The sequence below is a fragment of the Geobacillus zalihae NBRC 101842 genome (genome assembly GCF_001544135.1).
GTDB lineage: Bacteria > Bacillota > Bacilli > Bacillales > Anoxybacillaceae > Geobacillus > Geobacillus zalihae.
Map to the genome: position 1 here is coordinate 1 of NZ_BCPV01000058.1, position 23,665 is coordinate 23,665.

Annotated in this window: 27 protein-coding genes, 1 tRNA gene, 1 rRNA gene and 3 pseudogenes; 13 read left to right on the forward strand and 19 right to left on the reverse strand. The window is 54.1% G+C overall.

What is annotated here, in order from left to right; genetic code table 11:
• Both GZ1_RS13815 and GZ1_RS13820 read right to left on the reverse strand, forming a co-directional pair.
• A 16S ribosomal RNA gene (locus GZ1_RS13815) occupies positions 1-91 on the reverse strand; the annotation flags it as partial.
• A 408-nt stretch (positions 92-499) separates the two neighbouring features.
• Positions 500-667: a hypothetical protein gene (locus GZ1_RS13820; RefSeq protein ID WP_223810850.1), complete on the reverse strand. Its 168-nt coding sequence runs from the start codon at positions 665-667 to the stop codon at positions 500-502.
• Between the two features lie 89 nt (positions 668-756).
• On the opposite strand from GZ1_RS13820, the gene GZ1_RS13825 reads away from it, so the two are divergent.
• Positions 757-1,575, forward strand: a complete 819-nt coding sequence (locus tag GZ1_RS13825) for a protein-glutamine gamma-glutamyltransferase (RefSeq protein ID WP_060788703.1) — start codon at positions 757-759, stop codon at positions 1,573-1,575.
• Here the strand turns inward: GZ1_RS13825 and GZ1_RS13830 are convergent.
• Positions 1,546-2,454, reverse strand: a complete 909-nt coding sequence (locus tag GZ1_RS13830) for a DMT family transporter (RefSeq protein ID WP_060788708.1) — start codon at positions 2,452-2,454, stop codon at positions 1,546-1,548. The genes GZ1_RS13825 and GZ1_RS13830 overlap by 30 nt on opposite strands.
• 117 nt (positions 2,455-2,571) lie before the next feature.
• Here GZ1_RS13830 and GZ1_RS13835 point away from each other — a divergent pair, with 117 nt between their 5' ends.
• Together GZ1_RS13835 and GZ1_RS13840 are read left to right on the forward strand one after the other, a co-directional pair.
• Positions 2,572-3,249 (forward strand): MgtC/SapB family protein, encoded by a 678-nt coding sequence (locus GZ1_RS13835; RefSeq protein ID WP_011232387.1) that lies wholly within the window; start codon positions 2,572-2,574, stop codon positions 3,247-3,249.
• Between the two features lie 72 nt (positions 3,250-3,321).
• Positions 3,322-3,394, forward strand: a tRNA-Ala gene (locus GZ1_RS13840).
• Positions 3,395-3,625: 231 nt separating this feature from the next.
• On the opposite strand, the pseudogene GZ1_RS13845 reads toward GZ1_RS13840, so the two are convergent.
• Positions 3,626-3,997 (reverse strand): annotated as a pseudogene (locus GZ1_RS13845) (DnaD domain-containing protein); the annotation flags it as partial.
• Positions 3,997-4,155 carry a hypothetical protein gene (locus GZ1_RS19885; RefSeq protein ID WP_373278108.1) on the reverse strand — a complete coding sequence of 53 codons (159 nt, stop codon included), beginning with the start codon at positions 4,153-4,155 and terminating at the stop codon, positions 3,997-3,999. The pseudogene GZ1_RS13845 and the gene GZ1_RS19885, both read right to left, overlap by 1 nt.
• 237 nt (positions 4,156-4,392) lie before the next feature.
• On the opposite strand from GZ1_RS19885, the gene GZ1_RS13850 reads away from it, so the two are divergent.
• Positions 4,393-5,274: a thermonuclease family protein gene (locus GZ1_RS13850; protein WP_060788709.1), complete on the forward strand. Its 882-nt coding sequence runs from the start codon at positions 4,393-4,395 to the stop codon at positions 5,272-5,274.
• Positions 5,275-5,472: 198 nt separating this feature from the next.
• Here GZ1_RS13850 and GZ1_RS13855 read toward each other — a convergent pair whose 3' ends face one another.
• Complete coding sequence (locus tag GZ1_RS13855) at positions 5,473-5,724, reverse strand: hypothetical protein (protein ID WP_060788705.1); 252 nt, start codon at positions 5,722-5,724, stop codon at positions 5,473-5,475.
• Between the two features lie 57 nt (positions 5,725-5,781).
• A complete protein-coding gene (locus GZ1_RS13860) occupies positions 5,782-6,282 on the reverse strand; it encodes a GNAT family N-acetyltransferase (protein WP_083509316.1) in 501 nt (166 codons plus the stop codon).
• Positions 6,283-6,381: 99 nt separating this feature from the next.
• On the opposite strand from GZ1_RS13860, the pseudogene GZ1_RS19670 reads away from it, so the two are divergent.
• Together GZ1_RS19670 and GZ1_RS19675 are read left to right on the forward strand one after the other, a co-directional pair.
• Positions 6,382-6,552: pseudogene (locus GZ1_RS19670) on the forward strand (MFS transporter); the annotation flags it as partial.
• Between the two features lie 49 nt (positions 6,553-6,601).
• Positions 6,602-6,955, forward strand: coding sequence for an MFS transporter (locus GZ1_RS19675; RefSeq protein WP_060788706.1), 354 nt, complete (start codon positions 6,602-6,604; stop codon positions 6,953-6,955).
• A 272-nt stretch (positions 6,956-7,227) separates the two neighbouring features.
• On the opposite strand, the gene GZ1_RS13870 is transcribed toward GZ1_RS19675, so the two are convergent.
• Positions 7,228-7,416 carry an H-type small acid-soluble spore protein gene (locus GZ1_RS13870; protein ID WP_013144368.1) on the reverse strand — a complete coding sequence of 63 codons (189 nt, stop codon included), beginning with the start codon at positions 7,414-7,416 and terminating at the stop codon, positions 7,228-7,230.
• Between the two features lie 111 nt (positions 7,417-7,527).
• Between GZ1_RS13870 and GZ1_RS13875 the strand changes: the two genes are divergently transcribed.
• A complete protein-coding gene (locus GZ1_RS13875; protein ID WP_060788711.1) occupies positions 7,528-8,523 on the forward strand; it encodes a potassium channel family protein in 996 nt (331 codons plus the stop codon).
• Here GZ1_RS13875 and GZ1_RS13880 read toward each other — a convergent pair.
• The 3 genes from GZ1_RS13880 to GZ1_RS13890 all read right to left on the reverse strand — a co-directional run bounded on the left by GZ1_RS13880 (position 8,520) and on the right by GZ1_RS13890 (position 12,229).
• Positions 8,520-8,924, reverse strand: a complete 405-nt coding sequence (locus GZ1_RS13880) for a YugN-like family protein (protein WP_013144366.1) — start codon at positions 8,922-8,924, stop codon at positions 8,520-8,522. The two genes, GZ1_RS13875 and GZ1_RS13880, sit on opposite strands and share 4 nt — an antisense overlap.
• A gap of 277 nt (positions 8,925-9,201) precedes the next feature.
• Positions 9,202-10,551, reverse strand: a complete 1,350-nt coding sequence (locus tag GZ1_RS13885) for a glucose-6-phosphate isomerase (RefSeq protein ID WP_011232395.1) — start codon at positions 10,549-10,551, stop codon at positions 9,202-9,204.
• Between the two features lie 514 nt (positions 10,552-11,065).
• Positions 11,066-12,229 carry an iron-containing alcohol dehydrogenase gene (locus GZ1_RS13890; protein WP_011232396.1) on the reverse strand — a complete coding sequence of 388 codons (1,164 nt, stop codon included), beginning with the start codon at positions 12,227-12,229 and terminating at the stop codon, positions 11,066-11,068.
• A 148-nt stretch (positions 12,230-12,377) separates the two neighbouring features.
• On the opposite strand from GZ1_RS13890, the gene GZ1_RS13895 reads away from it, so the two are divergent.
• Positions 12,378-12,611 carry a DUF378 domain-containing protein gene (locus GZ1_RS13895; RefSeq protein ID WP_011232397.1) on the forward strand — a complete coding sequence of 78 codons (234 nt, stop codon included), beginning with the start codon at positions 12,378-12,380 and terminating at the stop codon, positions 12,609-12,611.
• Between the two features lie 104 nt (positions 12,612-12,715).
• Here GZ1_RS13895 and yugI read toward each other — a convergent pair whose 3' ends face one another.
• The 4 genes from yugI to GZ1_RS13915 all read right to left on the reverse strand — a co-directional run bounded on the left by yugI (position 12,716) and on the right by GZ1_RS13915 (position 15,174).
• Positions 12,716-13,081: a S1 domain-containing post-transcriptional regulator GSP13 gene (gene yugI / locus GZ1_RS13900; RefSeq protein ID WP_013144364.1), complete on the reverse strand. Its 366-nt coding sequence runs from the start codon at positions 13,079-13,081 to the stop codon at positions 12,716-12,718.
• A gap of 105 nt (positions 13,082-13,186) precedes the next feature.
• Complete coding sequence (locus GZ1_RS13905) at positions 13,187-14,359, reverse strand: aminotransferase (protein WP_020756135.1); 1,173 nt, start codon at positions 14,357-14,359, stop codon at positions 13,187-13,189.
• Complete coding sequence (locus tag GZ1_RS13910) at positions 14,356-14,856, reverse strand: Lrp/AsnC family transcriptional regulator (RefSeq protein WP_013144362.1); 501 nt, start codon at positions 14,854-14,856, stop codon at positions 14,356-14,358. Before GZ1_RS13910 ends, GZ1_RS13905 begins: the two co-directional genes overlap by 4 nt.
• A gap of 54 nt (positions 14,857-14,910) precedes the next feature.
• Positions 14,911-15,174: a YugE family protein gene (locus tag GZ1_RS13915; protein ID WP_013524508.1), complete on the reverse strand. Its 264-nt coding sequence runs from the start codon at positions 15,172-15,174 to the stop codon at positions 14,911-14,913.
• Positions 15,175-15,328: 154 nt separating this feature from the next.
• Here GZ1_RS13915 and GZ1_RS13920 point away from each other — a divergent pair, with 154 nt between their 5' ends.
• Positions 15,329-16,489, forward strand: a complete 1,161-nt coding sequence (locus GZ1_RS13920; protein ID WP_060788712.1) for a MalY/PatB family protein — start codon at positions 15,329-15,331, stop codon at positions 16,487-16,489.
• A 245-nt stretch (positions 16,490-16,734) separates the two neighbouring features.
• Here the strand turns inward: GZ1_RS13920 and GZ1_RS13925 are convergent, their stop codons facing one another.
• From GZ1_RS13925 to kapD, 3 genes are all read right to left on the reverse strand, one after another.
• Positions 16,735-17,259 (reverse strand): superoxide dismutase family protein, encoded by a 525-nt coding sequence (locus tag GZ1_RS13925; RefSeq protein ID WP_013524510.1) that lies wholly within the window; start codon positions 17,257-17,259, stop codon positions 16,735-16,737.
• 55 nt (positions 17,260-17,314) lie between these two features.
• Positions 17,315-17,530, reverse strand: coding sequence for a hypothetical protein (locus tag GZ1_RS13930; RefSeq protein ID WP_013144358.1), 216 nt, complete (start codon positions 17,528-17,530; stop codon positions 17,315-17,317).
• Between the two features lie 76 nt (positions 17,531-17,606).
• Entirely contained in the window at positions 17,607-18,227 is a 621-nt protein-coding gene (gene kapD, locus GZ1_RS13935; RefSeq protein ID WP_033006327.1) for a 3'-5' exonuclease KapD, read from the reverse strand.
• A gap of 371 nt (positions 18,228-18,598) precedes the next feature.
• On the opposite strand from kapD, the gene GZ1_RS13940 reads away from it, so the two are divergent.
• The 4 genes and pseudogenes from GZ1_RS13940 to GZ1_RS13955 all read left to right on the forward strand — a co-directional run.
• Positions 18,599-19,036, forward strand: a complete 438-nt coding sequence (locus GZ1_RS13940; protein WP_060788707.1) for a hypothetical protein — start codon at positions 18,599-18,601, stop codon at positions 19,034-19,036.
• A 20-nt stretch (positions 19,037-19,056) separates the two neighbouring features.
• Complete coding sequence (locus GZ1_RS13945; protein ID WP_020756143.1) at positions 19,057-20,379, forward strand: ArsB/NhaD family transporter; 1,323 nt, start codon at positions 19,057-19,059, stop codon at positions 20,377-20,379.
• Positions 20,380-20,499: 120 nt separating this feature from the next.
• The gene (locus GZ1_RS13950) at positions 20,500-20,850 is read left to right on the forward strand and encodes a YuzC family spore coat inner layer protein (RefSeq protein WP_020756145.1); all 351 of its coding nucleotides are present in this window, start codon (positions 20,500-20,502) and stop codon (positions 20,848-20,850) included.
• A gap of 1,059 nt (positions 20,851-21,909) precedes the next feature.
• Positions 21,910-22,554: pseudogene (locus tag GZ1_RS13955) on the forward strand (transposase); the annotation flags it as partial.
• Between the two features lie 203 nt (positions 22,555-22,757).
• Here the strand turns inward: GZ1_RS13955 and GZ1_RS13960 are convergent.
• Positions 22,758-23,558, reverse strand: coding sequence for an ExeA family protein (locus tag GZ1_RS13960; RefSeq protein WP_025039422.1), 801 nt, complete (start codon positions 23,556-23,558; stop codon positions 22,758-22,760).
• Positions 23,559-23,665 lie beyond the last annotated feature (107 nt).

Sequence of the window (23,665 nt, forward strand, 5' to 3'; positions counted from 1 at the left end):
TCAGAGCAAGCTCCGATCCGGTCCGCTCGACTTGCATGTATTAGGCACGCCGCCAGCGTTCGTCCTGAGCCAGGATCAAACTCTCCAAAGAAAGTTGATTGGCTTTTTGCTTCAACCGCAGCACCAAAGGCGCTAAACGGCCTCAGCTTTTCTTTCGCGCTTCGTTTCGTTCAGTTTTCAAGGAACAAGCTTTCGACTGTTTTGTCTCTCTCAAACAGCTCTTTTATGTTAGCATAACATCTTTTTGGATGTCAACTGCTTTTTTGCTTCGCATCGCTGTCAAACAACCTCTTTGATCAGCGACGTTTTCTAATATACCACCTTAACTCGAAAAAAGCAATACCTTTTTTAAAAAAATTTTAGGACGCGCTGATCCATCCCCGTTCCCTCTTCTCCATCCCACAGGAAAGCGTTCTTTTCCTAAAAAAGGGGAATGAACACCGGCGCGAGTGCATACATTTCTTCTATGACATCGCTATATAGATGCGATTGGACGCCTTCACATCGACGGCTTTTGCAGAGCGACTGGATGGACTGTCAGGCGACCGAACAACGCCGCTTCCAGCCCCACGCCTGGGTCTGTGAAGCAGGTAGTCGTTCCGTCTTCCGCCACGCCAAGGTGCGGCGAAGAAGACGGCTGTTTGCCTCGGGCGGTCGAAATAGGCAAGCGACTTTTTTCGTCAAGGACGTGGAGAACTTTTCCGTTTTGCATCTATATCGTTGTTGCGATCCTTTCATCAAGGAGGCTTCTTCACTTTGATTCGCGTGTTATCACCAATCAACTTTGACGTTTCGAGTTCGTTTTCGCTTCCGGCCAGCGAACAACGAATCTTAGATGCCCTTGTTTCCTCGCCTAAGTTGTATACGTATGCAAATAAACACCAGCTTCGATTTGAAATCGCCTTGCGCGACCGCATTGTTCGGGCGGCGGGCGAGTTGGCGAAAAGCCGGGCGCGGTTTGCCATTTTCCGTTTTTCGCGCTGCAACAGCGATTTTTGGACGCGGGACGAGCGCGGCGGCTTCCGTCTTCGCCCAGATGTCACGGCTTCCGAAGCGATTCAGGACATTTTTGTCCATAGCGAGCGATACGCGTTTGAATGCGCGACCGCGATCGTCATCGTGTTTTACAAGGCCGTGCTTGACGTAATCGATCCAGCGGCATTCAACCGGCTGTTTGCGGATTTGCTGCTGTATGACTGGCATACAGACCGGGATCTTGGCATTCAAACAAAAAAAGATGAACACTTTCTCCCCGGAGATTGCCTCTATTTTAAAAACCCGGAATTCGATCCGCTGACGCCGCAATGGCAAGGGGAAAATGCCATTTACTTAGGCGACGGCTTCTTTTACGGGCATGGCATCGGCATCCAGACGGCAGACGGCATCATCGCCGCGCTCAATCGAAAACGGAAGCAGGGGGCGACGAAATCCGCTTACCTGCTTCCCGATATCACGCAAGTCGATTTCGCTTATCTGTCCCAATTCGCCCGCGGCTTCGATGAATTCCGCCTGCCGATCCGCCGCTCTTCGTTGATCGTCGGAACGCTAGGGTCCGCTACGTTCTTGCACCGTTAGCGGACCTTTTTCGTTTTTCTCCCACAAATACAGGGCGATTCCTGTTAAAATAAAAATACCGCCGATCCATTGAAACGGACGGATCGGTTCGCCAAACAGCCAGTAGGCCAAGGCGGAAGCGCCGATCGGTTCAAATAAAATCGCCATCGACACCGTCGAGGCGCTGACCCATTTGACCGCCCAGTTCATCACCGAATGGCCGAGCAGCGTTGGAATGACGGCGAGAGCGAGAAAACAAAGCCAATCCGTCAGCTGATACGCCGTCAGCGAAAGGCGAAACAGCATCGCGTACAGCCACAACACCGCCGCGCTGATGCTATAGACGATATAGGTATACGTCATCAATGACAACCGTTGGCGCACCTCTTGGCCGAACAGCCAATACGCCGTGACAAACGCGCAGGAAATAAGCGCCAATCCATCGCCGTACAGCGCTTCACCGCTGACGCGGAAGTCTCCCCAGCTGATGAGAACGCTGCCGATCATGGCCAACACCGCGCTCCCGACCGCGCCGACGGTCGACCGTTCGCGGAAAAACAACGCGCCGCCTGCGAAGGCAAACAGCGGCTGCAGCGTCACAAGCACGACCGAACTAGCGACGGATGTATAGTCGAGCGATTCAAACCAAAGGATAAAATGAAAGGCAAGCAAAACCCCAGAACAAAGCGAAAACAGCCAATCGCGCCGAGAGATGCCTCGGAGTTCGCTTCGATGCCGGAGGAACAACGGCGTCATGATGGCGACGGCCAAAAAGAGTCGATAAAAGGCGATCACCGCGGACGGCGCCTGCGACCATTTGACGAAAATGGCCGATGTTGACACGGCAAGCGCGCCGATGAATAGAGCGGCATAAGCCTTTATGGTGCTTGGCGGCTTCATTCGTTTTCCTCCCCTTGTCTCGGTCAAGCGCAGTTCTTGGCCGCCGTTTTCACGCCGGGCGAAAACAGGCGTCATCAGGCGTTTTCTTTCATTATACCATGAACGAGGTGAGAAACGATGATGTTTGATCCGTTCCTCAAACTAGGGATTTCCGCCATTCTCGGGCTGATCATTGGGCTGGAACGGGAATTGAAGCGAAAACCGGTCGGGTTGAAAACGTGCCTTGTCATTTCCATTTCCAGCTGCTTGCTTACAATCGTTTCGATCGAATCGGCGTACGTCTTTCCGCTCAAAGACCATATTACGATGGACCCGCTTCGACTGGCGGCGCAAATTGTGTCCGGGGTCGGTTTTTTAGGAGCGGGCGTCATTTTGCGCCGCGGCAACGACAGCATCACTGGGCTGACGACCGCCGCGATCATTTGGGGGGCGGCAGGGATTGGAGTAGCGGTCGGCGCAGGCTTCTATTGGGAATCGGCGTTCGGCGTCGCGCTTCTCATTGTCAGTGTGGAACTCATTCCGTTTTTGATCAATTTTTTCGGACCGAAGCAGCTGCGCGAAAAAGAGGTGCTGCTGCAAATCACCGTAGCGGACGCCAAAAACATTACAAAGGTCATCGACCATTTAAAGCAACAGGACATCAACATTAAAACGATGCGCATTAAAGATGTTGAAGAGAATGAACATTTGCTGAAACTAAGAGCCGTCATTGACCAAAAGCGCTCGACCGCCGAACTTTACTACGTCATCCGCTCCATTGACGATGTCGTGCACGTTGATATTGAAAGCGGGTGATCAAAAAAGGATTGCAATTGTCCGCATCCATATATATAATGGGACATGGACAGATCATCCATATCCTTTTTTGGGGCATTAGCTCAGTTGGGAGAGCGTCGTGCTGGCAGCGCGAAGGTCACCGGTTCGAGCCCGGTATGCTCCATTTGCCAAACCCTTGCCGTGCAAGGGTTTTTTATTTTCGTTTCGGGAGATGGCGATGAGCCATCTCCCTGTGAACAAATTCCCAAAAGAAGCCTCCCACCATCTAAACGTGAAGGGGCGCCAGCACCAGTGAACGACCTGACTGAACTTCAAAGCGTGGGGCACACGGGAGATCGCTCGGTTCACGTCCCGTCATGAGATGAGACTGCTCGGGCTCTTACGCCCTTCGGCTTCATCCGTCCAGGTTGGTTTTGTATTTTTTCAGACGTTCCTCGAGCTCTCGGCGCGCCTGCTCAACGTCAAAGTCGTCGTCTTCCGGCTGGCTGTAATCCATCTTCAGCCAATCCGGCACGATCTCGGTGCGGATCGGTTTCCGCATCGTTCTCCCGCCATCGGATGAAGGCGGGGCGGATCGCTGCTTCATCCGCTGTTCCCGAAACGCCAACCGCGCGGCGCGCACTTCGTCCACGGTGCGGTACCCTTTCTCCGTCCAGTCGCGCAAAATCGTGTCCACGTACACCCACCGTTTGGCGCCGTTTTCCACCGCGATTTTCAATGCTTCCAACACCAATTCCTCGGACGCATCGTCCACCCACGCATTGATCACGTGTTGTACACCCACTTATAGCCGTCATGGACGTTTTCGCTTTTCTTGAGCCAATAATGCAGCTGCTGAACAACGATGCTTTCGTTCAACCCGATCGCCAAAGCGAGTTGCGGCAAAATGACCAACGGTTGATCATCGAAAAGCAAGTTGGACATGTCATCCTCTCCCCCTCAGACGAGATGTTTCCTCATCGTTCCACTTTTTTGATAAACTTTATCGTGAACGAACGCAAACCGCCTAACAGCGCGATAACGGCCATATTGGCTTGATTTTTCGCTGAAAAACGGAAAAAACCGGCATAACATGTGCGATCGTGTGCTGAAACCCATCCATTGCGGACATCCGGTTTTTGTTCAAGAGGAAGAAATGCTTTTCGAGTGGAGGGATCGTTTTTGAAACGAATGGTCATATTCTTGTTTTGTTTCCTGTTGATGTTCCCGATTTCCGCTTTTGCCCACCCTGGCGAGCTTGATGAGTTGGGCGGGCACTTCCGCGGCAGCGACTGCGTGTATTTGCTCCATGAGCCGACTGCGCTGGCGAAGCAGGCGAAAACGAAACAAGAGCTTGTCCAGCTTATTCAAACATACAACGGCAATGAACGATGCAAGCGGCATCTCACCCCAGAGCGAATCGACCTGGACGGCCATACACTGGGGAAGAAAGAAGATCGTTCTACGTTGCGCCTTGGCCGCACCTACCCGGCTGAATTGGTCGAGTGCATCGACGGCGATACGGCGAAATTCCGCGTCAACGGCCATGTATACACGACGAGGTTTTTGTTCATTGATACGCCGGAGAGCACGATCCAAGTCGAACCGTATGGGAAAGAAGCAAGCCGGTTTACATGTTCCCGCTTGCATCAAGGGAACATTTTGCTTGAGACCGACGGAGACGCGCTGTTTGACAAATACCAGCGGCTGCTCGCCTGGGTGTGGGTCGGCAAGCGCCTGCTGCAAGAAGACCTCGCCAAAGCCGGACTTGTCGAAGACTTTTATGACTATGGCGATTACAAATACGAAGCGCGCGTCCGCAAGGCGTACGAGGAGGCGAAACGAACCGGAGCGGGCATGTACGGCAAGCGTGCCGCTGGAGAGAGGGAGGGGGCAGGGACGGAAACGCGGCCGCAGACCGGGGAAAAGACGGCCAAGACCGATCACCCGCCAGCTTTGGAGAACAAAACGCCGCTCGAACGATCCGGCCGTCCGGTTCTTTATACGCTGCTTGGCCTAGCGGCGGCCGCCGCGCTCTATTGGCTCATCCGCCGGTTGACATGATCAACGGCCGGTGATGGAACGAATATCAGGCTTTGCAACAATGTTTTTCAAATTGAAAAAACCTTGCAGCGCCGCAGTTTCATCCCTTGAACTTTCTCACGCACGAATCTGTCGCCACCCTTCTGGGGAAAAGAAAAAGCCTGTCCCCAGCGGGCAGGCCTTTTCTTCAACGTTTTCATCTTGTGTTTTCTCTCTCCCTCATTGCCTCGGCAATAGCTCTTCAATGCCATCTCGACCGTTTTCCATCGACGCCGGCGCCGAATCGAGCCGCCGAAATCCGTATTGTTCAAGGCGCATGATTTGTTCGTCGGTCAAATCGGTGTACGCGATGACAGACGGCGTGCCGGACGATTTGTAAATCAAATTGCCGGTCACCGGGCATTGAAACGCGTCAGCGACAAATCCTTCCCCATCTTGGATCGTAAACAGCCGAATCGGCATGACGTTCATATCCTTCCCTCTTTCCGTTCATCCTCATTACTTATGACTTCCCCGCCTCCCCCCATTCTATACAAGCCGTTTGCCGACAATGACCAAATCGCGTTCCACGCCGTCCAATTCCGCCACGCACGGAAAATATCCCCATCGTTCAAATCCGAAGCGGGAGAAAAGCCGCAAACTTGGTTCATTATGCGCAAAAATAAAGCCGAGCAGCGTCTTGATCCCCAGTTCGGGCGCCCGTTCGACCGCCCGCTCGAGCAGCTTCCTTCCAAGCCCCCGGCCGCGATGCGTTTCGGCGATATAAATGCTTACCTCCGCCGTATGGCGGTACGCCGGGCGGCCGTAAAACGACTGAAAGCTGAGCCAGGCGCAAACCGCGCCGTCGTCCTCGACGACCCAAAGCGGACGATGGTGCGGGTCGTGATCCTCAAACCACGCCCGCCTGCTGTCAACCGACACAGGCTCCAAGTCCGCCGTCACCATCCGGCTTGGGATCGTTTCATTATAAATGCGGACGATGTGCGGCAAATCCGCCGCGGCCGCATCGCGGATCAAACATGATTCCATCTTTCCATCTCCCCTTTTGCAAACAGTCATTTTATTTCCATCAGTGAAAAAAGCGAGAGTATAATGATACATATGTACAAACAAAGAAAGGGGAAAGAGATGAAACGCCAGCTTGTCGTCTATCTTGTGTCGCTCGCCGCGTTTCTCGGCCCGTTTACGCAAACGATTTACACTCCTATTTTACCAGAAGTGCGGGAGGCGTTTGCGACTTCTTCGTTTTTGATCAACTTGACGATTTCCATTTTCACTTTCTTCCTGGCGATGATGCAAATCGTCTATGGCCCGCTCACCGACCGGAAAGGACGGAGGACGGTGCTGCTTGGCGGCATCGTACTTGACCGTGCTGTCCATTTTCTTTTTCTTGATCGCAGCCCAACGATCGCTTTCGCTGCTTGTTTTGGCCATCGCCTTGTTCGGCTTGTTTTTAGGCCTTTCGCTCCCGGTGCAAACAACTGTGCTGACGAACGTCTTTCAGGCGAACCGCTCGACAGCGATCGGCGTGTACAACTTTTTCCGCTATATGGGCATGGCGTTCGGACCGATGATCGGCAGCGCGCTGTTTGCCGTTGGAGGGTATCATCTCGTCTACGGAATGGATGATCTTCTCTTTTTCGCCTGCGCCTTGCTGTTGACGGTGCGCGTTGCCCGGACGCGCCGCCAATCCGCTGTCTGACAAAACGAAGCCGCTTGCCCGACATGTCGTTCGGCAAGCGGCGGATTTCCCCGTCTTTCGCTCCATCAACGTTTCATCCGATGTCTACGTCCTTGCACCGACTCCCTCTGATTGTCGTCTGAAAAGCCGTCTTGTTCACGAAACAGACGGCGAACAACAACCGTTTTCTTGCGGGCCGCCCGGACGCTTCATGCCGGAAAACTCCTTTACTCGAACCAAGCGCGCTCGGGAAACGCAAGAAGGCTCCCGCACTGTCAGCCGGCCTCCCCTTTTCACTCCCGCTCTTCCGTCAATTCCGAAACCGGCACATCCCGGCGCTCATGAAGCCGGCCATCGCGCAAATGGACGGTCGCCGTCTGTTTTTCTTCATCATACCCGTCAATCCATACCGACACGCCGTTGTAATATACCGGGATATCGGCAGGGGAAGAAACGATTTGTTTGACACGGTTCATATCCATGACCACTGTCCCCTTTCTGTGATGTTCCGTTTCCTAGTATGGGAAAAAACAGGAATGTTTATGCAAAAACGGCTCACACTAAAAAAGACAAAAGCAAAAGAGGGGTGGACGATGAGAACAAGGAACGTGCTGTTATCGTATTGGCGCTGGCCGCCCGTGCTTCGTCTGTTTGTCTCGGCAAGCGCGTTGATCGTGCTGTTTGGCGCGCTGATGCGCTTCATTGAACCAGAGACGTTCCGCACGGTGTTCGACGGCGTGTGGTGGGCGATCGTGACGTCGGCGACAATCGGCTACGGCGACATCGTCCCGAAAACGGTCGCCGGAAAACTCGCGGCCATTGGGCTTATCATCCTTGGCACCGGCATCCTCACCGCTTATTTCGCTTCCGTCTCCGCCGCGGCCGCCGCCCGGGAAACCGCCTTTACAAGCGGACAGCTCCGGTATACAGAGCGCGGCCATGCGGTGATCGTCGGCTGGAACGAGCGGGCGCGCGAGGTGCTGCTCCGCCTCGCGCGGCACGACGCCTCCATGCGCTTCGTTCTCATCGACGCCACTGTTCCGTCCCACCCGCTTCTGAACGCGCCGGTTCATTTCATTAAAGGAACGGCAAGCGACGATGCGGTGCTGGAGAAGGCCAATATTCAAGAAGCGCGTTTTTTGCTCATCACCGCCGATCCGCATAAAGCGGAAGCGGAAGCCGATAAAGATACGATTGTCACGCTGCTTGCCGCCAAAAGCCTCAACCCGTCGGTGTACGCCATCGTGGAAATCCTAACGGGCCGAAACGTCCAGAACGCCTTCCGCGCCGGGGCGGATGAGGTGATTCAGACAAACTTGCTGGCGAGTTTCGCCATGGCCGCCAGCCTTCGCTCGCCGGGCGCCGCCAGCGTGTGGGAGACGGCGCTTTACCGCCTGGACGGACAGACGCTCTGCCTTCTCGAGCCAGACGAACAGCAAATCGGCCAGCCATTCGCCGCCGTTCAACAGCAGCTGCTCAAGCAAAACGTGACGCTGCTTGGCGTCATCCATGGAGATCACGGAGCGATTTCCGTTGCACCGGACCGCCCGATTCAACAAAGCGACCGCCTGTTCGCGCTTGCCCCTTAATCGAGCAGGCGGCGCTCCAGCTCTTGGACAAGCGCCTTTCCGACGGAAATGTATCGCTCGGGTACGGTCGCATCCGGGTCTTGCGGCTCGGCAAACTGATTGAATGAGGCGCTGATGTTGCCGACATCGGCGAAATCATCGATGCCCCGTTGGTATTTATGCGCAAGCAAAAACGGCCGCCCAAGCTCCACCGTCGTTCCGTGCGAATCAAGCTGCCCGTCGACCGCCCGAAACGGCACGCGCAAAAACTGATAGCCCGCGTCATCGGCGATTTTGTAGTCGAAATAGCCGTGATCGTAGTCCCACCCGCCGCCGATTGTATATCCCATTGGTTTTAATTGCTCTTCCAAATGGTACAGTTGAAATTGTTTTCCTTCCAAACGCGATGGCATTTCAATCATGCACAATCCCTCCTTTCTTTTATCGTTTCCCGTTCGGCGGGGATTATTTGTCCGCGGCAGCTTCAGACGCTTGGCGAAAAACGGCAGGGAGCAATAAACCCTCGCCCGGGCGTTGTGCGGCCGAACGACCCGGTTCATGTATAACAAAACACCTCTTCCCCCGCAAAAGGGAAGAGGCGCTTTTTCCGTCGTTCCGTCCGCCATTTTGGGCGCGACTCGGGTCGAGCCGCGAGTCATCTCCTCCGAGAAAACAGCGGCTTGGTGATGGAACACATTGTTATTTCAACCGTTTCTCCAGTTCTTCCTTCAGCTGCTCATAGCCTGGTTTGCCGAGGAGGGCGAACATGTTCTTTTTGTATGCTTCCACTCCCGGTTGGTCAAATGGATTCACCCCGAGCAAGTAGCCGCTCATGGCGCATGCTTTTTCAAAGAAGTAGACGAGGTAGCCGAACGTATATTCATCGAGCTTCGGCAACGTGATGACCAAGTTCGGCACGCCGCCGTCCGTATGGGCGAGCAGCGTCCCTTCGAACGCTTTTGTGTTGACGAAATCAACCGTTTTTCCCGCCAAATAGTTCAGTCCGTCAAGGTCGTTTTCTTCGGCTTCAATGATCAGCTCATGACGCGGTTCTTCCAGCTTCAACACTGTTTCAAACAAATCGCGGCGCCCTTCTTGAATGTATTGGCCGAGCGAATGCAAATCGGTCGAGAAATCAGCGGAAGCCGGGTAAATGCCTTTTTGATCCTTCCCTTCGCTTTCGCCGAACAGCTGCTTCCACCATTCGGCGAAATAGTGCAGCGCTGGTTCGTAGTTGACGAGCAGCTCGATCGTTTTCCCTTTGTTGTACAAAATGTTGCGGATGGCGGCGTATTGGTAAGCGGCGTTTTCCTCAAGCTCCGAGGAGCTGAAATCGTCGCGCGCTTTGGCCGCTCCTTCCATCATGGCGTTAATATCCGCGCCGCTTGCGGCAATCGGCAATAGCCCGACCGCCGTCAGCACCGAGTAGCGGCCGCCGATGTCATCCGGAATGACAAACGTCTCGTACCCTTCCTCATTGGCGAGCGTCCGAAGCGCGCCGCGCTTGCTGTCGGTCGTCGCGTAAATGCGGCGGCGCGCTTCCTCTTTGCCGTATTTCTCCTCAAGCAGCTTGCGGAAAATGCGGAAGGCGATCGCCGGCTCGGTCGTCGTCCCCGATTTGGAAATGACGTTGATCGAGAAGTCTTTCCCTTCCAAGAAATCGATGACGTCTTTCATATACGTCGAGCTGATGTTGTTGCCGACAAAAATGATTTGCGGCGTTTTCCGCTTTTCTTTTGGCAAGGCGTTGTAAAACGAATGGTGCAGCATCTCGATCGCCGCCCGCGCGCCAAGGTACGAGCCGCCGATGCCGATGACGACAAGAACATCAGAGTCCGATTGGATTTTTTTCGCCGCCTCCTTGATGCGCGCGAATTCTTCTTTGTCATAGTCGACCGGCCAGTCAAGCCAGCCTAAAAAGTCGCTTCCAACACCGGTTTTTTCATGAAGCGAATGATGCGCGACTTTCACGGCATCGCGCAAGTATGTAAGCTCATGTTCGCCAAAAAAGGCGAGCGCTTTCGAATAGTCAAAGCGAATGTGGGTCATCGATTTCCGCCTCCCCTTCAAGAATCATTGCCTTCTTTCACTTTAGCGGAATAAACAAGGGAAATCAAGCAGCCCACCTTTTTTGAAAACGGATTCATTTTTCGCCATGTTCGCCGTGCCGATTTCCTTGCGTAACGTCTGGAGGGATGGTGATGCAACGAAAAAGACAGCTTATCCCAGCCATTTTTCAATTAGAGAAACCTTGTGAAATCGGCTCTCTTTTCTGATGAAACGCCGCCGATTTGCGAACAAAACTCGTTTTTCACCCGCCTTCTAGGGGGCTCAGGCTACTCGCCTCAAGAAACGTAATCAACGTTGTGCTTTTTCCTCATTCGAGAACCATGGATTTGAGCGAGGCGGCTGTTTTTCGCGCCCTCCTCCCTTTCCACCGTCCTGCGGGATCGGGAGCGCGCCCAGGCAAACCAAGAAAATAGGAAAAGCGCCAGCTCAGGCAGATTCCGTCGCCGAGCCGGCGCCATCATCGATCGATTCGCGAAGCCGCCGCATCGCCTCATTAAAGGGAAGCGCGCAAAATGGCGAGCACATCATCGCGGTTCAATGTTTTGAAACGGCCGAACTCGCCAAACGCCATCGCTTTATCGGCCATCAGCTCCAAGTTTTCCTCGCCGATGCCATAGTCCGCAAGCCGCGACGGCGCCCCGAGGCTCGACCAGAACTCACGCAGCCGCTCGATGCCTTCAAGCGCCACATCGCGCTCGGATTTGCCCGCCGGATCGACATCGAACACACGCACCGCGAGCTGGGCGAAACGGCTGACGTTTTCATCGAGCACATGCTTCATCCAGTTCGGGAACAAAATCGCCAATCCTCCGGCGTGCGGGATGTCATACACGGCGGAAACGGCATGCTCAATATTGTGCGTCGCCCAGTCGCCGCGGACGCCCATTTGCAAGAAGCCGTTTAAGGCGATCGTGCCCGAGTACATGATCGTCTCGCGCAGCTCGTAGTTTTCCAAATCGTTGATCAGTTTGGGCGCCGTTTCGATCACGGTTTTCAACACCGCTTCGCACATCCGGTCTTGCAATGGCGTGTTCGGCGTATGATGGAAATATTGCTCAAACACATGCGACATCATATCGACAATGCCGTAAACCGTATGGTCTTTCGGAACGGTCATCGTATACGTCGGATCCAAAATCGAAAATTGCGGGAACGTAAACGGGCTGCCCCAGCCGTATTTTTCTTTCGTCTCCCAGTTTGTGATCACCGAACCAGAATTCATCTCCGACCCGGTCGCCGCCAGCGTCAAGACGACGCCAAACGGCAGGGCGCCGGTGACGGGCGCTTTTTTCGTGATAAACTCCCACGGATCGCCATCGAATTTCGCCCCGGCGGCGATCGCTTTCGTGCAGTCGATGACGCTGCCGCCGCCAACCGCCAGCAAAAATTCGACGCCTTCCCGCTTGCAAATGTCCACCCCTTTTCTTACGGTCGAGACGCGCGGGTTCGGTTCGACGCCTGGCAGTTCGATGACCTCGGCGCCAATGTTCCCCAATATCTTCATGACTTCCTCATACAATCCGTTTCGTTTGATGCTGCCGCCGCCATACACGAGCAGCACTTTCTTGCCGTAGCGCGGCACTTCTTCTTTGAGACGTTCGAGCTGCCCTTTTCCGAAAATCAGTTTCGTCGGGTTGCGGAAAATAAACTCTTGCATATGGATGCCCTCCTTTTCCTGAATCTATTATGGCAGCGCCTGCCACCGATTGTAAAGCCAACTGCTTTGGCGGCAAACGATGCATATTTTTCACGACTGCGATTCATCCTATAAGTTGAAAAGAAATTTTCCAAAGGAGGCAAACAAGATGGGAGCATTGCAGCGCATTGCGCTATTGTTGACCATTATCGGCGCCATTAACTGGGGACTGATCGGCTTTTTCCAATTTGACTTAGTCGCCGCCATTTTCGGCGGCCAAGACTCCGTTTGGTCGCGCATCATCTACAGCTTGGTCGGCATCGCCGGCTTGATCAACTTGGCGCTGCTGTTCAAACCGGCCGAAGAGCTTGGGCGCACTGAACCGAAAACATCGCGCACATGACGGAAAACCATTGGGACACTCACCGCCTGACGGTGGGTGTCTTATTTTTTTGCGCCTCTCCCGGCCTCAAAGCGTCATGGACTCTCACCGTTTGGGGCGCAGGGTTATGGTTTCGGCCAATTTTCTTTCTTGGACTGCTCAATCCATTCGCGCAGTTTTTCCTTCAACGGGCGAAACCCCGACTTGAGCGGCATTTTCATGCGCATATGGCGTTTTTCCTTTTCCCCGGCAGGTTCGAGCGCCTTTAGGGACAGGCTCGCCCTCCTCGCCTTTCGATCGACGTCCAACACCTTGACCGTCACTTCATCCCCGACATGGACGTAATCGCGCACATCTTTCACAAATTGATGGGAAATTTCAGAAATATGGATCAACCCTTGCATGCCGTCCTCAAGCTGGACGAACGCGCCATACGGCTGAATGCCCGTCACCTTCCCTTTCACGATCGCTCCTCGTTTGATCGTTGACAAGCGAAACACTCCTATTGATGAATTTCGTCTATGTTTCTGTATTATAACATAGACCGACAGCAAACCCCAAAAAAAGATGTCCCGCCGACGGCGGAACATCCCCAGTTACAGGCGCGCCAAAAACCGTTTCATTCGCTTAATGGCTTCTTGCAGCTGTTCGAGCGATGATGCGTATGAACAGCGGATATAGCCTTCCCCGCTTTGGCCGAAGACGTTGCCGGGGACAACCGCCACTTTTTCTTCGATGAGCAGCCGCTCAGCAAACTGCTCCGACGTCAAACCGGTCGGCTTGATGGACGGGAAAGCGTAAAACGCACCGCCCGGCAAATGGCACGGCAGCCCGATTTCATTGAGCGAGGCGACGAAATAGTTGCGCCGCCGCCGGTAGCTGTTGCGCATCTCGGCGACATCGCGCTCTCCGCTGCGAAGCGCCTCAAGCGCCCCATATTGCGCCATTGTCGGCGCGCACATCATGGCATACTGATGGATTTTCAACATCGCCTGCAAAATCTCGTCAGGCGCTGCCGCAAACCCGAGCCGCCATCCGGTCATCGCAAACCCTTTGGAAAAGCCGGAAATCAAAATCGTCCGCTCGCGCATGCCGCTAACAGCGGCCATGCTCGTGTACTCTCCTTCATACGTCAGCTCGGCGTAAATTTCATCGGCAATGACGAGCAAGTCGTGCGCCTCAGCCAGACGGGCGATCGCTTCAAGCTCCGTGCGGCTCTGCACCGTTCCGGTCGGGTTGTTCGGCGAGCAGATGATGACCGCCTTCGTCCGCTCGGTGATCGCCCGTTCAAGGTGCGCCGGATTGAGCTGAAACTTGTCTTCGCCAGACGTGCAAACGGCCACCGGCTTCCCGCCCGCGAGCACGACAAGCGGCTCGTAGGCGACAAAACTCGGTTCGACGATGATCACTTCATCGCCCGGGTTGATGATCGCCCTAAGCGCCAAGTCGATGGCTTGGCTCGCCCCGACCGTCACTAAAATTTCTGTCTCCGGACAGTAGTCGACATGAAACTTGCGGCGCAAATAAGCGGCGATTTCTTGGCGGAGCTCCAAGAGCCCGGCATTTGGGGTGTACGACGTATAGCCTTGCTCGAGCGACAAAATGCTCGCTTCGCGAATGCTCCAGGACGTGACAAAATCCGGCTCGCCGACGCCGAGCGAAATGACGCCATCCATGGTGGAAGCAAGGTCGAAAAAGCGGCGGATGCCGGATGGTTTCAAGCCCGCAACCGTTTCCGACACGTACGTTTTTCTCGTTTGCGGCTTCATGGCGACACCACGATGCGGCGATCTTGATCTCCTTGGTCAAAGACGATGCCATCGTGTTTGTATTTTTTCAAAATGAAATGGGTCGTCGTTGAAATGACAGAATCGAGCGTCGACAGTTTTTCCGATACAAATTGGGCGATTTCCGCCATCGAACGCCCTTCGATCACGACCGATAAGTCGTAGGCGCCGGACATTAAGTACACCGATTTCACTTCCGGGAATCGGTAAATGCGTTCCGCCACCTCGTCAAAGCCGACACCGCGCTTTGGGGTCACCTTGACGTCGATCATCGCCGTCACTCCCTCGCGGCCGTCCGCCTTCCGCCAGTCAATGAGCGCCGTATATTGCACGATCACTTTCGCCTCTTCTAACTTTTTGACGAGCGCTTCCGTTTCTTCGACCGGCAAATCGATCATCTTCGCCAGCACATCGATCGGCGTTCGCGCGTCTTTTTCCAATATTTCGATAATTTCCAGCTCTTTTTCGCTCAATTTCACGCAGCATCCCTCCATTTCATCGGTCGGTTTCGCCAAACCGGCCGCCTGTCGTCATCACGGGAGCGGACAGGACGCCGCTTGCTTCAGCTCAAGCAGCCGGCGGGCGAGTTTTAGGCAGTGGGGAAAAGGAATCGGCTCGTCAAAGGCGAATTCATATATGGACTGAATGCGGGCGGCCAACGTGCGGGCGTCTTCCGTCTCATACACCGCCTGGAGCACGCTGGCCGCCTCGACGTCGTAGGCGTCTTTTCCAAGGCCAAACGGGTCCCAGGCGCCGATCCATTCAAGAAGAAGCCGATTCAACTGTTGTCCGTCCATGCCGCCGCCATCCACCTTCTTTCTTGATGCTATGATATAACCCATTATAAGCCATCGATTCGAAAAAAAGAAGGGAGAAGATGCAACAATGTTTCCATTCGATGAAGGGAAAGGACCGCATCGTTCGCGTGCTGAGAAAGGAGAAGGCGCGATCATGTTTCCGTTCGACCGCGTCATCGACCGCCGGGGCACGCTGTCGGTGAAATGGGATGACGTTCATCGCGTGTTCGGCCGCGAAGACGTATGGCCAATGTGGGTCGCCGATATGGATTTTCCCGCGCCGAAAGAAGTGCAAGAGGCGCTGCGGCAACGGGTGGAGCACGGCGTGTTCGGCTACACCGTCATTCCCGATTCACTCAAAGAAGCGGTGTGCCAATGGCTTGAACGCCGTCATGACTGGACGATCGATCCGTCTTGGCTCGTGTTTGCCCACGGCGTTGTGCCGGCGGTCGCCGCCGCCATCGAAGCGTTTTCCGAACCAGGGGATCGCATCATCGTTTTTTCCCCGGTCTACCGGCCGCTGTTTGATCTCGTCCGCCGTCATGACCGCGCGCTTCTGTTCAGTCCGCTGCGCCTTGAGGAAGACAACTATGCGATCGACTGGGACGACTTGGAGCGAAAGCTGCCCGATGCCAAACTTCTCATCCTTTGCCATCCACACAACCCGGGAGGCAAATCATGGACAAAAGAAGAACTCGAACGGCTGGGAGAACTTTGCCTCAAGCACGGCGTCTTCGTCCTGTCTGATGAAATCCACGCCGATTTGACGCTCCCGCCAGCCAAACACACGCCGTTTGCCTCGCTCCACCCAGAGCTGGCCGCGCAAAGCGCCACGTTCCGCGCGCCGACGAAAACGTTCAACCTCGCCGGCTTGCAGGCGGCGGAAGTCATCATTCCCGACGAATCGCGGCGCCGGGCGTTCCGCCGCGTCCAGCAGCGGCACGGCTTTTTTACGCTGAATGCGTTCGCCATCGTCGGAGCGGAAGCGGCCTACCGCCATGGCGGACCGTGGCTTGACGCCTTGCTTGATTACTTGCGGCAAAACATCGACATGACCGCTGCCTATTTAGCGGAACACTTGCCGCCGCTCCGCGTGATCCGGCCGCAAGCGACGTATCTCGTTTGGATCGACTGCCGCGGCCTTGGCCTTTCCGAGGCGGAGCTGAAGCGTCGGCTCCTTGAAAAAGGAAAACTCGCCGTCGAATTCGGCAGCAAATTCGGTCCCGAAGGCGTCGGCTTCATCCGTTTGAATATCGCCTGCCCGCGCCCGACGCTGGAGGAAGGGCTGCGGCGGCTGGCGGCGGCGCTAGGCTAGCTTTGCGCCAAAGAAGAGCGGCCAAGCGGATGGCGAAAGGGAAAAGAAGCAGCGCCGAATCCGTTGCGGGGTTCCTCCATCCATGTAAACCAAAAGAGCAAATGAAGCCAAACGATCGTTCCTTTCCGTTCTCTGTTCTGCCAACCATGTGCAGCAGAAGCCGTGCGACCGCCAGTTTCTCGCATTTCCCATGCGAAGCGCTGCCCTGGCCACGTGAAACAGGGGCCCGCGCGCGAGCCCCTGTTTCACGACGACTTGATTTCCCCGCAGGCGATCCGTCCGCCGGCGTCTCCCGCCGGCTGGGTCATGCCGTCGTCTTTCTTGGCGTGAATGACAATCGATGTTCCGTCTTTTGTAAGCAGCGAGCCTTTCTCTCCTTCTTTCAGCGTCACATTGGGCGCCGTCAGCTCGACGTTGACCGTGCCGTCATCCTTCACAATAATGTTCGGCAAATCGCCGGCATGCGCCCCCTCCGGGTGTAAAAGGCCGTGCTTTTTCCCATCCGGATTGTAATGACCGCCGGCCGATTGGAAATCGGGGGGTTTGCAGCTTCCGTTTTCATGGATGTGAATGGCGTGCTCCCCCGGCGGGAGACCTTCTAGGTCAAGCTTCAGCCGCACCCCTTCCGCCTGTTCAGTCAACTCGATCGTACCGATCGAATCGCCGTCCGCATTGATCATCTCCACCGTCCGGCTCGTTCCATTCTCTTGGCCGCAGCCGGACAACACGAGCGCCGCAGCGAACACCACACCGTACGTTTTTCGCAACACGAACCACCCTCCAGCATCACTTGTTATCCGCCAGTATTGCCGGAGGGGGGCTCGTTTATACTCCGGGCGGCTCCTTCCGTTCCTCTCGTTTTCCAAGCAGCTGTTCTTCGAGTTGCTTCGCTTCCCTCTCTTGCCGCCGGGAGATAACGATGATGAGCCGCATCGTGAACACCGCCATCAAGAAAAAGACAGCAAACGAAATGGCTGCGGGAATGTATTCACGTTTGTCTTCCGGAAAGTACAAAAATAAATTCAGCACCGATGGCCACATAAGGAAACAACCTTTCTGCCTAAAAAATCGTCCACTTTCTATTATAACATAAAAAAGCCGCCGCCAACGCAGCAGGCTATAAAGCGAATTTTTTTCGCAGCTGGGTCAAATCAATCCGTTCTCCAATCGTCGGTGGCTTTGTCTTCGCCAAATATTTTTTGTCGTTTTCCACCAGCCGGAAAATCGTATACGCGGTGAACGCATCATCGAGCGCGCAATGGGCTTTTCCAACCGCCTCATTGCCGTACTCTTGCACCGCCTTGCGCAGCGCGGTTTGGTTTTTGTTGCCGAAAAACCGCTTATACTCCATGGCTAAATCACGATGCTCTCCAGTGAATGGGAATTCCACTTGCGCGGATTGGCAGTTTTCCCGGAGCACTTTCATATCCATGCTCCCCCACGTCATCACCGTCGTCGGGCGGTCGCGGTCATATTGCCGAAGCAAGGAAACCAACTCATAAAAACTCATTCCGCGGTCGATTTGTTCTTGGGTGATGTTGAGAAACGACTTGCACCGTTCCGTGAGTTGCGGAAAGCGGAGCGGCTTCACATAGGAAGAAAATTGGCCGATGATCTGATCGTCCACAACCGCGACAAGGCCGACTTCAATAATTTCCGGACAAAACCCGTTCGGGTTTGTTTTCGTCTCCGGCATCGTAAATTCAAAATCGAGAAACAAATATTGCGGGCTGTCCATCGTCGCTTCCCCCCTTTCCGGCACGCTGTTGCCGTCCGTCTTACTATTATTATATCACGCAGAAGCGATTGTTTATTTCTTTTTTCAGAAAATGGCGAAAAAGAGGCGGATGCCGTAGGAATCAACGAAAGCCTTGGCGAAAAAGAAGAAGGGCGGATGGACGCTTCCCATTCAAGCCAATCGTTTTTTCTTCCCCATCCTCTATAAGATCGGCGAAAAACAATCATTTCCCCTAAACCGATGGTTCTTGAGTGAAGAGAAGAGCAGCACTGATAAAGTTGATCCATTGAAAAAATGCGATGATTGAGCCGCATTTCCTGTTAAACCACCAGCCTTCTATGATATGATCAAGAAAAAGGAGGATGGATGGGATGAAAAATGTCGTGATTCATCAGATTGTCACATGGATTTTCACCGAAGACCAACTGCGGGCGTATTGGAAAAAACAGAAGAAGAACCTTCCGTTCAGCGGGCTGACGGACCGCCAGTACATGAAACTGGCTGAAGACATGCTTGAACATTCCTCACACAGCCAGCTCGAGCAGCACTTGCTCGGCGGCAGGTGGCGTACGAAGGAGGAAGCGGAAGGAGCCATCCTCGCCGAAGACGAATCGCGCGATGACAGACATGTCGAGGTCATTGACACCGACGCCCCGGCTGAACCGAAACGGCGGATGCTGATCGATCGGGTACGCGAAATTCCTTGTCCGCATTGTTCCTTTACGTTTTACGTCCGTGAAGCCTCGAGCGAGCGCCGCGACTGGACATGCCCAGCGTGTGGGAGCGGTTTTCACGACATGACGACATAACTGGAAAAGGAGGAGTACAAATGGATCATGCTGCCGCACATGTGTCAAACGTTCAATATTATTTTGCCATTGCGGTTTTCTTGATTACATACGCGATGATCATCTCGGAAAAAATTCACCGCGCGGTCATCGCCTTGCTGGGCGCCGCTCTTATGGTCATCTTCGGCATCGTCGATGCAGAGAAAGCGTTTACTCACCATATTGAATGGGGAACGATCACACTGCTGATCGGCATGATGATTTTAGTCGGCATTACAAGCAAGTCCGGCTTTTTTCAATACATGGCCATTAAAGCAGCCAAGCTCGCAAAAGGCAGCCCGGTCCGCATTTTAATCATGCTTTCACTGTTGACCGGACTGCTGTCGGCGTTTTTGGACAACGTTACGACCGTGCTGCTTGTCGTGCCGGTGACGTTCTCCATTACGCGCATACTTCAAGTGAACCCGGTGCCGTACTTAATCTCCGAAGTGCTGTTGTCGAACATCGGCGGCACGGCAACATTGATCGGCGACCCGCCAAACATTATGATCGGCTCGGCGAACAAGCATTTAGATTTCAACGCCTTTTTGTTCAACCTAACACCGATCGTCGCGGTGATCGCCATCGTCACGGTCGCGATGCTCGCGTTTGTGTACCGCAAGCAGCTGAAAGCCGATCCAACGTTGATTCAAAAGCTGATGGAGCTTCGCGATGCCGACTACATTCAAGACGCCAAACTGATGCGCAAATCGGTCGCCGTGCTCGGGCTGACCATCCTTGGCTTTATTCTTCATTCCGTCATTCATGTCGATGCGGCCGTCATCGCCATGACCGGGGCGGTCGCGCTCATGCTCATCGCCGTGCCGGAGCACGAAATCGAGGATGTCTTCCATTCGATCGAATGGGGCACGATTTTCTTTTTCGCTGGACTGTTCGTCTTGGTCGGCGGGCTTGTTGACATCGGCCTGATCAAATCATTGGCGGAAAAAACGCTTGAGATCACCGGAGGCGATATTTCCACAGCCGCCTATTTCATCCTTTGGTTGTCCGGCATCGCTTCGGCGACGATCGACAACATTCCGTTTGTCGCCACGATGATCCCGCTCATTCAAGATATGGCGGTCGGCATGGGGCTGTCTCCTGACGCTCCGCAAATTGACGTGCTATGGTGGGCCTTGTCGCTCGGCGCCTGCCTCGGCGGGAACGGGACGCTCATCGGCGCCTCGGCGAACGTCATTGTCGCCGGCATCGCTTCGCGCGAAGGACATGGCTTTACGTACGTTGATTTTTTGAAAATCGGCGCGCCGCTCACGCTCATCGCCTTGCTTTTGTCGCATGCCTATTTATGGCTGCGCTATTTGTAGCGTCCCACCTGCGCAATGCATAAAGAAGGAGCGAAATCGCCGCTTGGCTTCGCTCCTTTTTGGCTGTTTGCACATATCGTAATATCGGATTCCATTTTCGGAAAGGAGGCGCAAGCAGCCATGTTCACCCCGTTCCCGCGGATGCCGGCCGGCCCGTACCCTCCGATCGACCCGGCGCTCTTTTCCCAGTCCGCCACTACGGCGCAGACGCTGATGAACGATGCTGCCACCGTTTTGAAAAAACTGGCCGAGTCCCGTTCGTTCGCGGCCTCGGTCATGTCGGCCGCCCAAGAAGGAAAAACGGAAGAAGTGAAACGCCTCATCCGCTCGCTTGGCATCCGCTCGCAAACCGAGGTGTATTTTAACCCCGACGGCATCCGCCTGACGTTGTCGCCGCCGCCCGGTTCGTTCCCGTGCTGCCAGCTTGCCATCGGCTTGCGCTGGAACGTGTTTTCGCCTTTTCACGGATAGCCTTCGCCATCGCGGCGGCGGGCGAAAGGGGAAAAACGGCGGCAAGCAGCCTTCACTCTTCGCATTCGCCGCTTTGACGGCTGCCAACATCCGTTCACAACGGCCGCGCCCGATGCGATAGCGCCGCTTCCAGACTATGCACGGCGCTGGAAGCGGTGTTGTCGTTTGCGCCTTGCTGGGCCAGAAGCTCCTTTCACACCAAAACGGTTCTCGCCGCCGACCTTCGTGAACCAAAAAAAGACAGCGATCGTCTCATCGCCGTCTGGCGCCTAAACAAACTTGCCGGGCACCAACGCCCGGCGTCCCCTTTCGTTCACATTGCGCATCCGATTACGTGCGTCGATAGATGATATCCCCGACAATGATCGTAATCAAAGAAATCAACATCGTCAGCTTGACCGCCTTGTAGTCTAAAAAGCGCAGCACTTGTTCTTCAAAGTGGACAGTATAAACTTTATTCTCTTGATCATAAAGATTCTCCTTGGTGTTCCGTCGGCCGAATCCGCCACATCCATCTATTCGCCTTCGGTTAAAAGGGGATTTTCTTGAGCCACCGTGTACGTAAAATTTGATTTACTGATTTTTCCTTATAAGTACAAAGAATGCATGTTCTGAAATAGTCAAGTACAACTTTCGGTGAATTCTGAAATAATGTGCTAATTTACAATTTTGTGTACAATTCATCTGAAGTCCTCCTTGGCATGATGGTAGGTATTGTTTGACACCCCTGCATCATACCAAGAGGACTTTTTTTGATCAAGTCCCCGGAAAAGCTCCTAACAGGAATGCTCGTTTCAGGAATGATCCATTTCCATGACCGCTTTTCTCTTTCCTTCCACCATCCTCAACTCACGTACTCTCGCCCCTCTCTTCCCAAAAGATACGAGAAGAAACCGAAGCCTTCTGCGGCCCCCTTAAAGCCCAAAGAAACTTGATGACTGTAGATGAGCAAATTCACTAACATAAATTGACAACCAAACAAAAAAGGAGACATGAACCGGACTCCTTGGGTAAAATAGATGTGCACAAAACCCATTCACACAAGGAGGTTCATGTCTCATGAATAGATTAGCACATCACCAAGGAATCCACAAGTTTTTCTTCACTTTGGGGTTGACGCTGCAGCTTTCCAAACCGGTCATCAAGCATCTCATTCATATCGTCGATGCCTTGACCACCAAGGGATTCTCGGGAACATTGACCGATATTCATCACTGGAGCTTTCATCCGAATCATCGAACGACGCTCAGTCACTTTTTCACGAAAAGCCCTTGGGATGAGGAAAGGCTGCTTGGGAAGCTTCAAGAGTGGATCCTCCGCCGAATCGAGCGCCTGGTCGAGCGAAAGAATCAGCCTCTCTTTGTCTCGATTGATGATACGATTTGCCAAAAAACGAAGCCTTCGTCACGGGCAACGCACGCCATTCAAGGGTGTGGTTGGCATTTCTCTCACAAAGATCATCAATCGGTCTGGGGGCATTCGCTCGTTTGGCTGATGGTGCACACCTTCACGCAGGCGTTTCCGTTCGCGTTCCGCCTGTATGACAAGAAGGCGGGAAGGAGCAAAATCGACCTGGCGATCGAGATGCTTTCCTCACTCAAGGTGGAACCGGATCGGCCGGTGTATGTGCTCATGGATTCGTGGTATCCGTCCCAAACGCTCATCGAAGCCTGTCTGAAAAAGGGATTCCATGTCATCGCTGTAAATTAGCACATTATTTCAGAATCCCTTTTTCAAATTATTTCAGGCGGATTCGGAAATAATGTGCAAAATTTTTGCGAATTATTGCGGATTTTGCACATTCTTTCGGAACATTTGCACGCTCTTTCAGATGAAGATTTCCAGCGCGCCTGATGGACCGATGAAAAAGAGGAAGCACAAAAGAGGCCGATTTGGCCCCTTTCGTGCTAATACCCCATTTCCTCTGCAGCCATGCGCACCACTTCTTCGTCAATGACGTCCTTTTTCAGCTGATGCCCGTACAGCAGGCACGTCGTGGCCAACGTGTTGATGACACGGGGCCAACCACGTGATTGCAGGGCAATCGCCTCTAACGCCGATGGGGTGAAGATCGGATGCTTCGCCCCGGCCTGTTTCATCCGATGCTCGATGCAGCCCGCCACCTCTTCCTTCTCCAGCGGCCCCATCCGGCATCGCATGATGATCCGCTGGTCGAGAGGGCGGTGCTGATTGAGCCGCAGCTTCCCCTGTAAATGGGGCAACCCGGCCAAAATCAAGACAAATGGGTTGGTCGAATCCATCTCAAAGTTGAACAAGATGGCGATGTCCTGTAAAAATGCATCCTTTGCTAAATGCATCTCGTCCAAAATGAACACCGGCGTGATCCGTCGTTCATGATGCAATCGCTCGATCGCCTGCTGGATTTGGCGGAAGAGATCTACCTTGCGGTACTTCGGTTCCTCTCCTAATCCCAAGGCCAGTCCACGGTAAAAATCCATCACGCCTCCGGTCGATAACGGAAAGTAGACGACATGATACAATGATGGATTCAATGACTCTTTCAGCGCCCGAAGGGCGAACGTCTTGCCCGCCCCCGGCTCTCCGATCAACAGCCCGATTCCCCGCGTTCGCTTCACGTACTCCAGCGCCCGCAGCGCTTCTTGAAACGCCGCCCCTTGATACGCCTCGGACGGGTCGGTTTCTTTCGCAAACGGCTCCCGCGAGAGGGAATAAAACGTTTTATACATCCTGTTCGCCCTCCTTCGCCGAAACCGCCGCAAACGGCGACCGGTGGCGCTTCACATAGGCGTTATCCTCCAAACGCACCCGAATGGCTTCCGCCACCCGTTTGCCA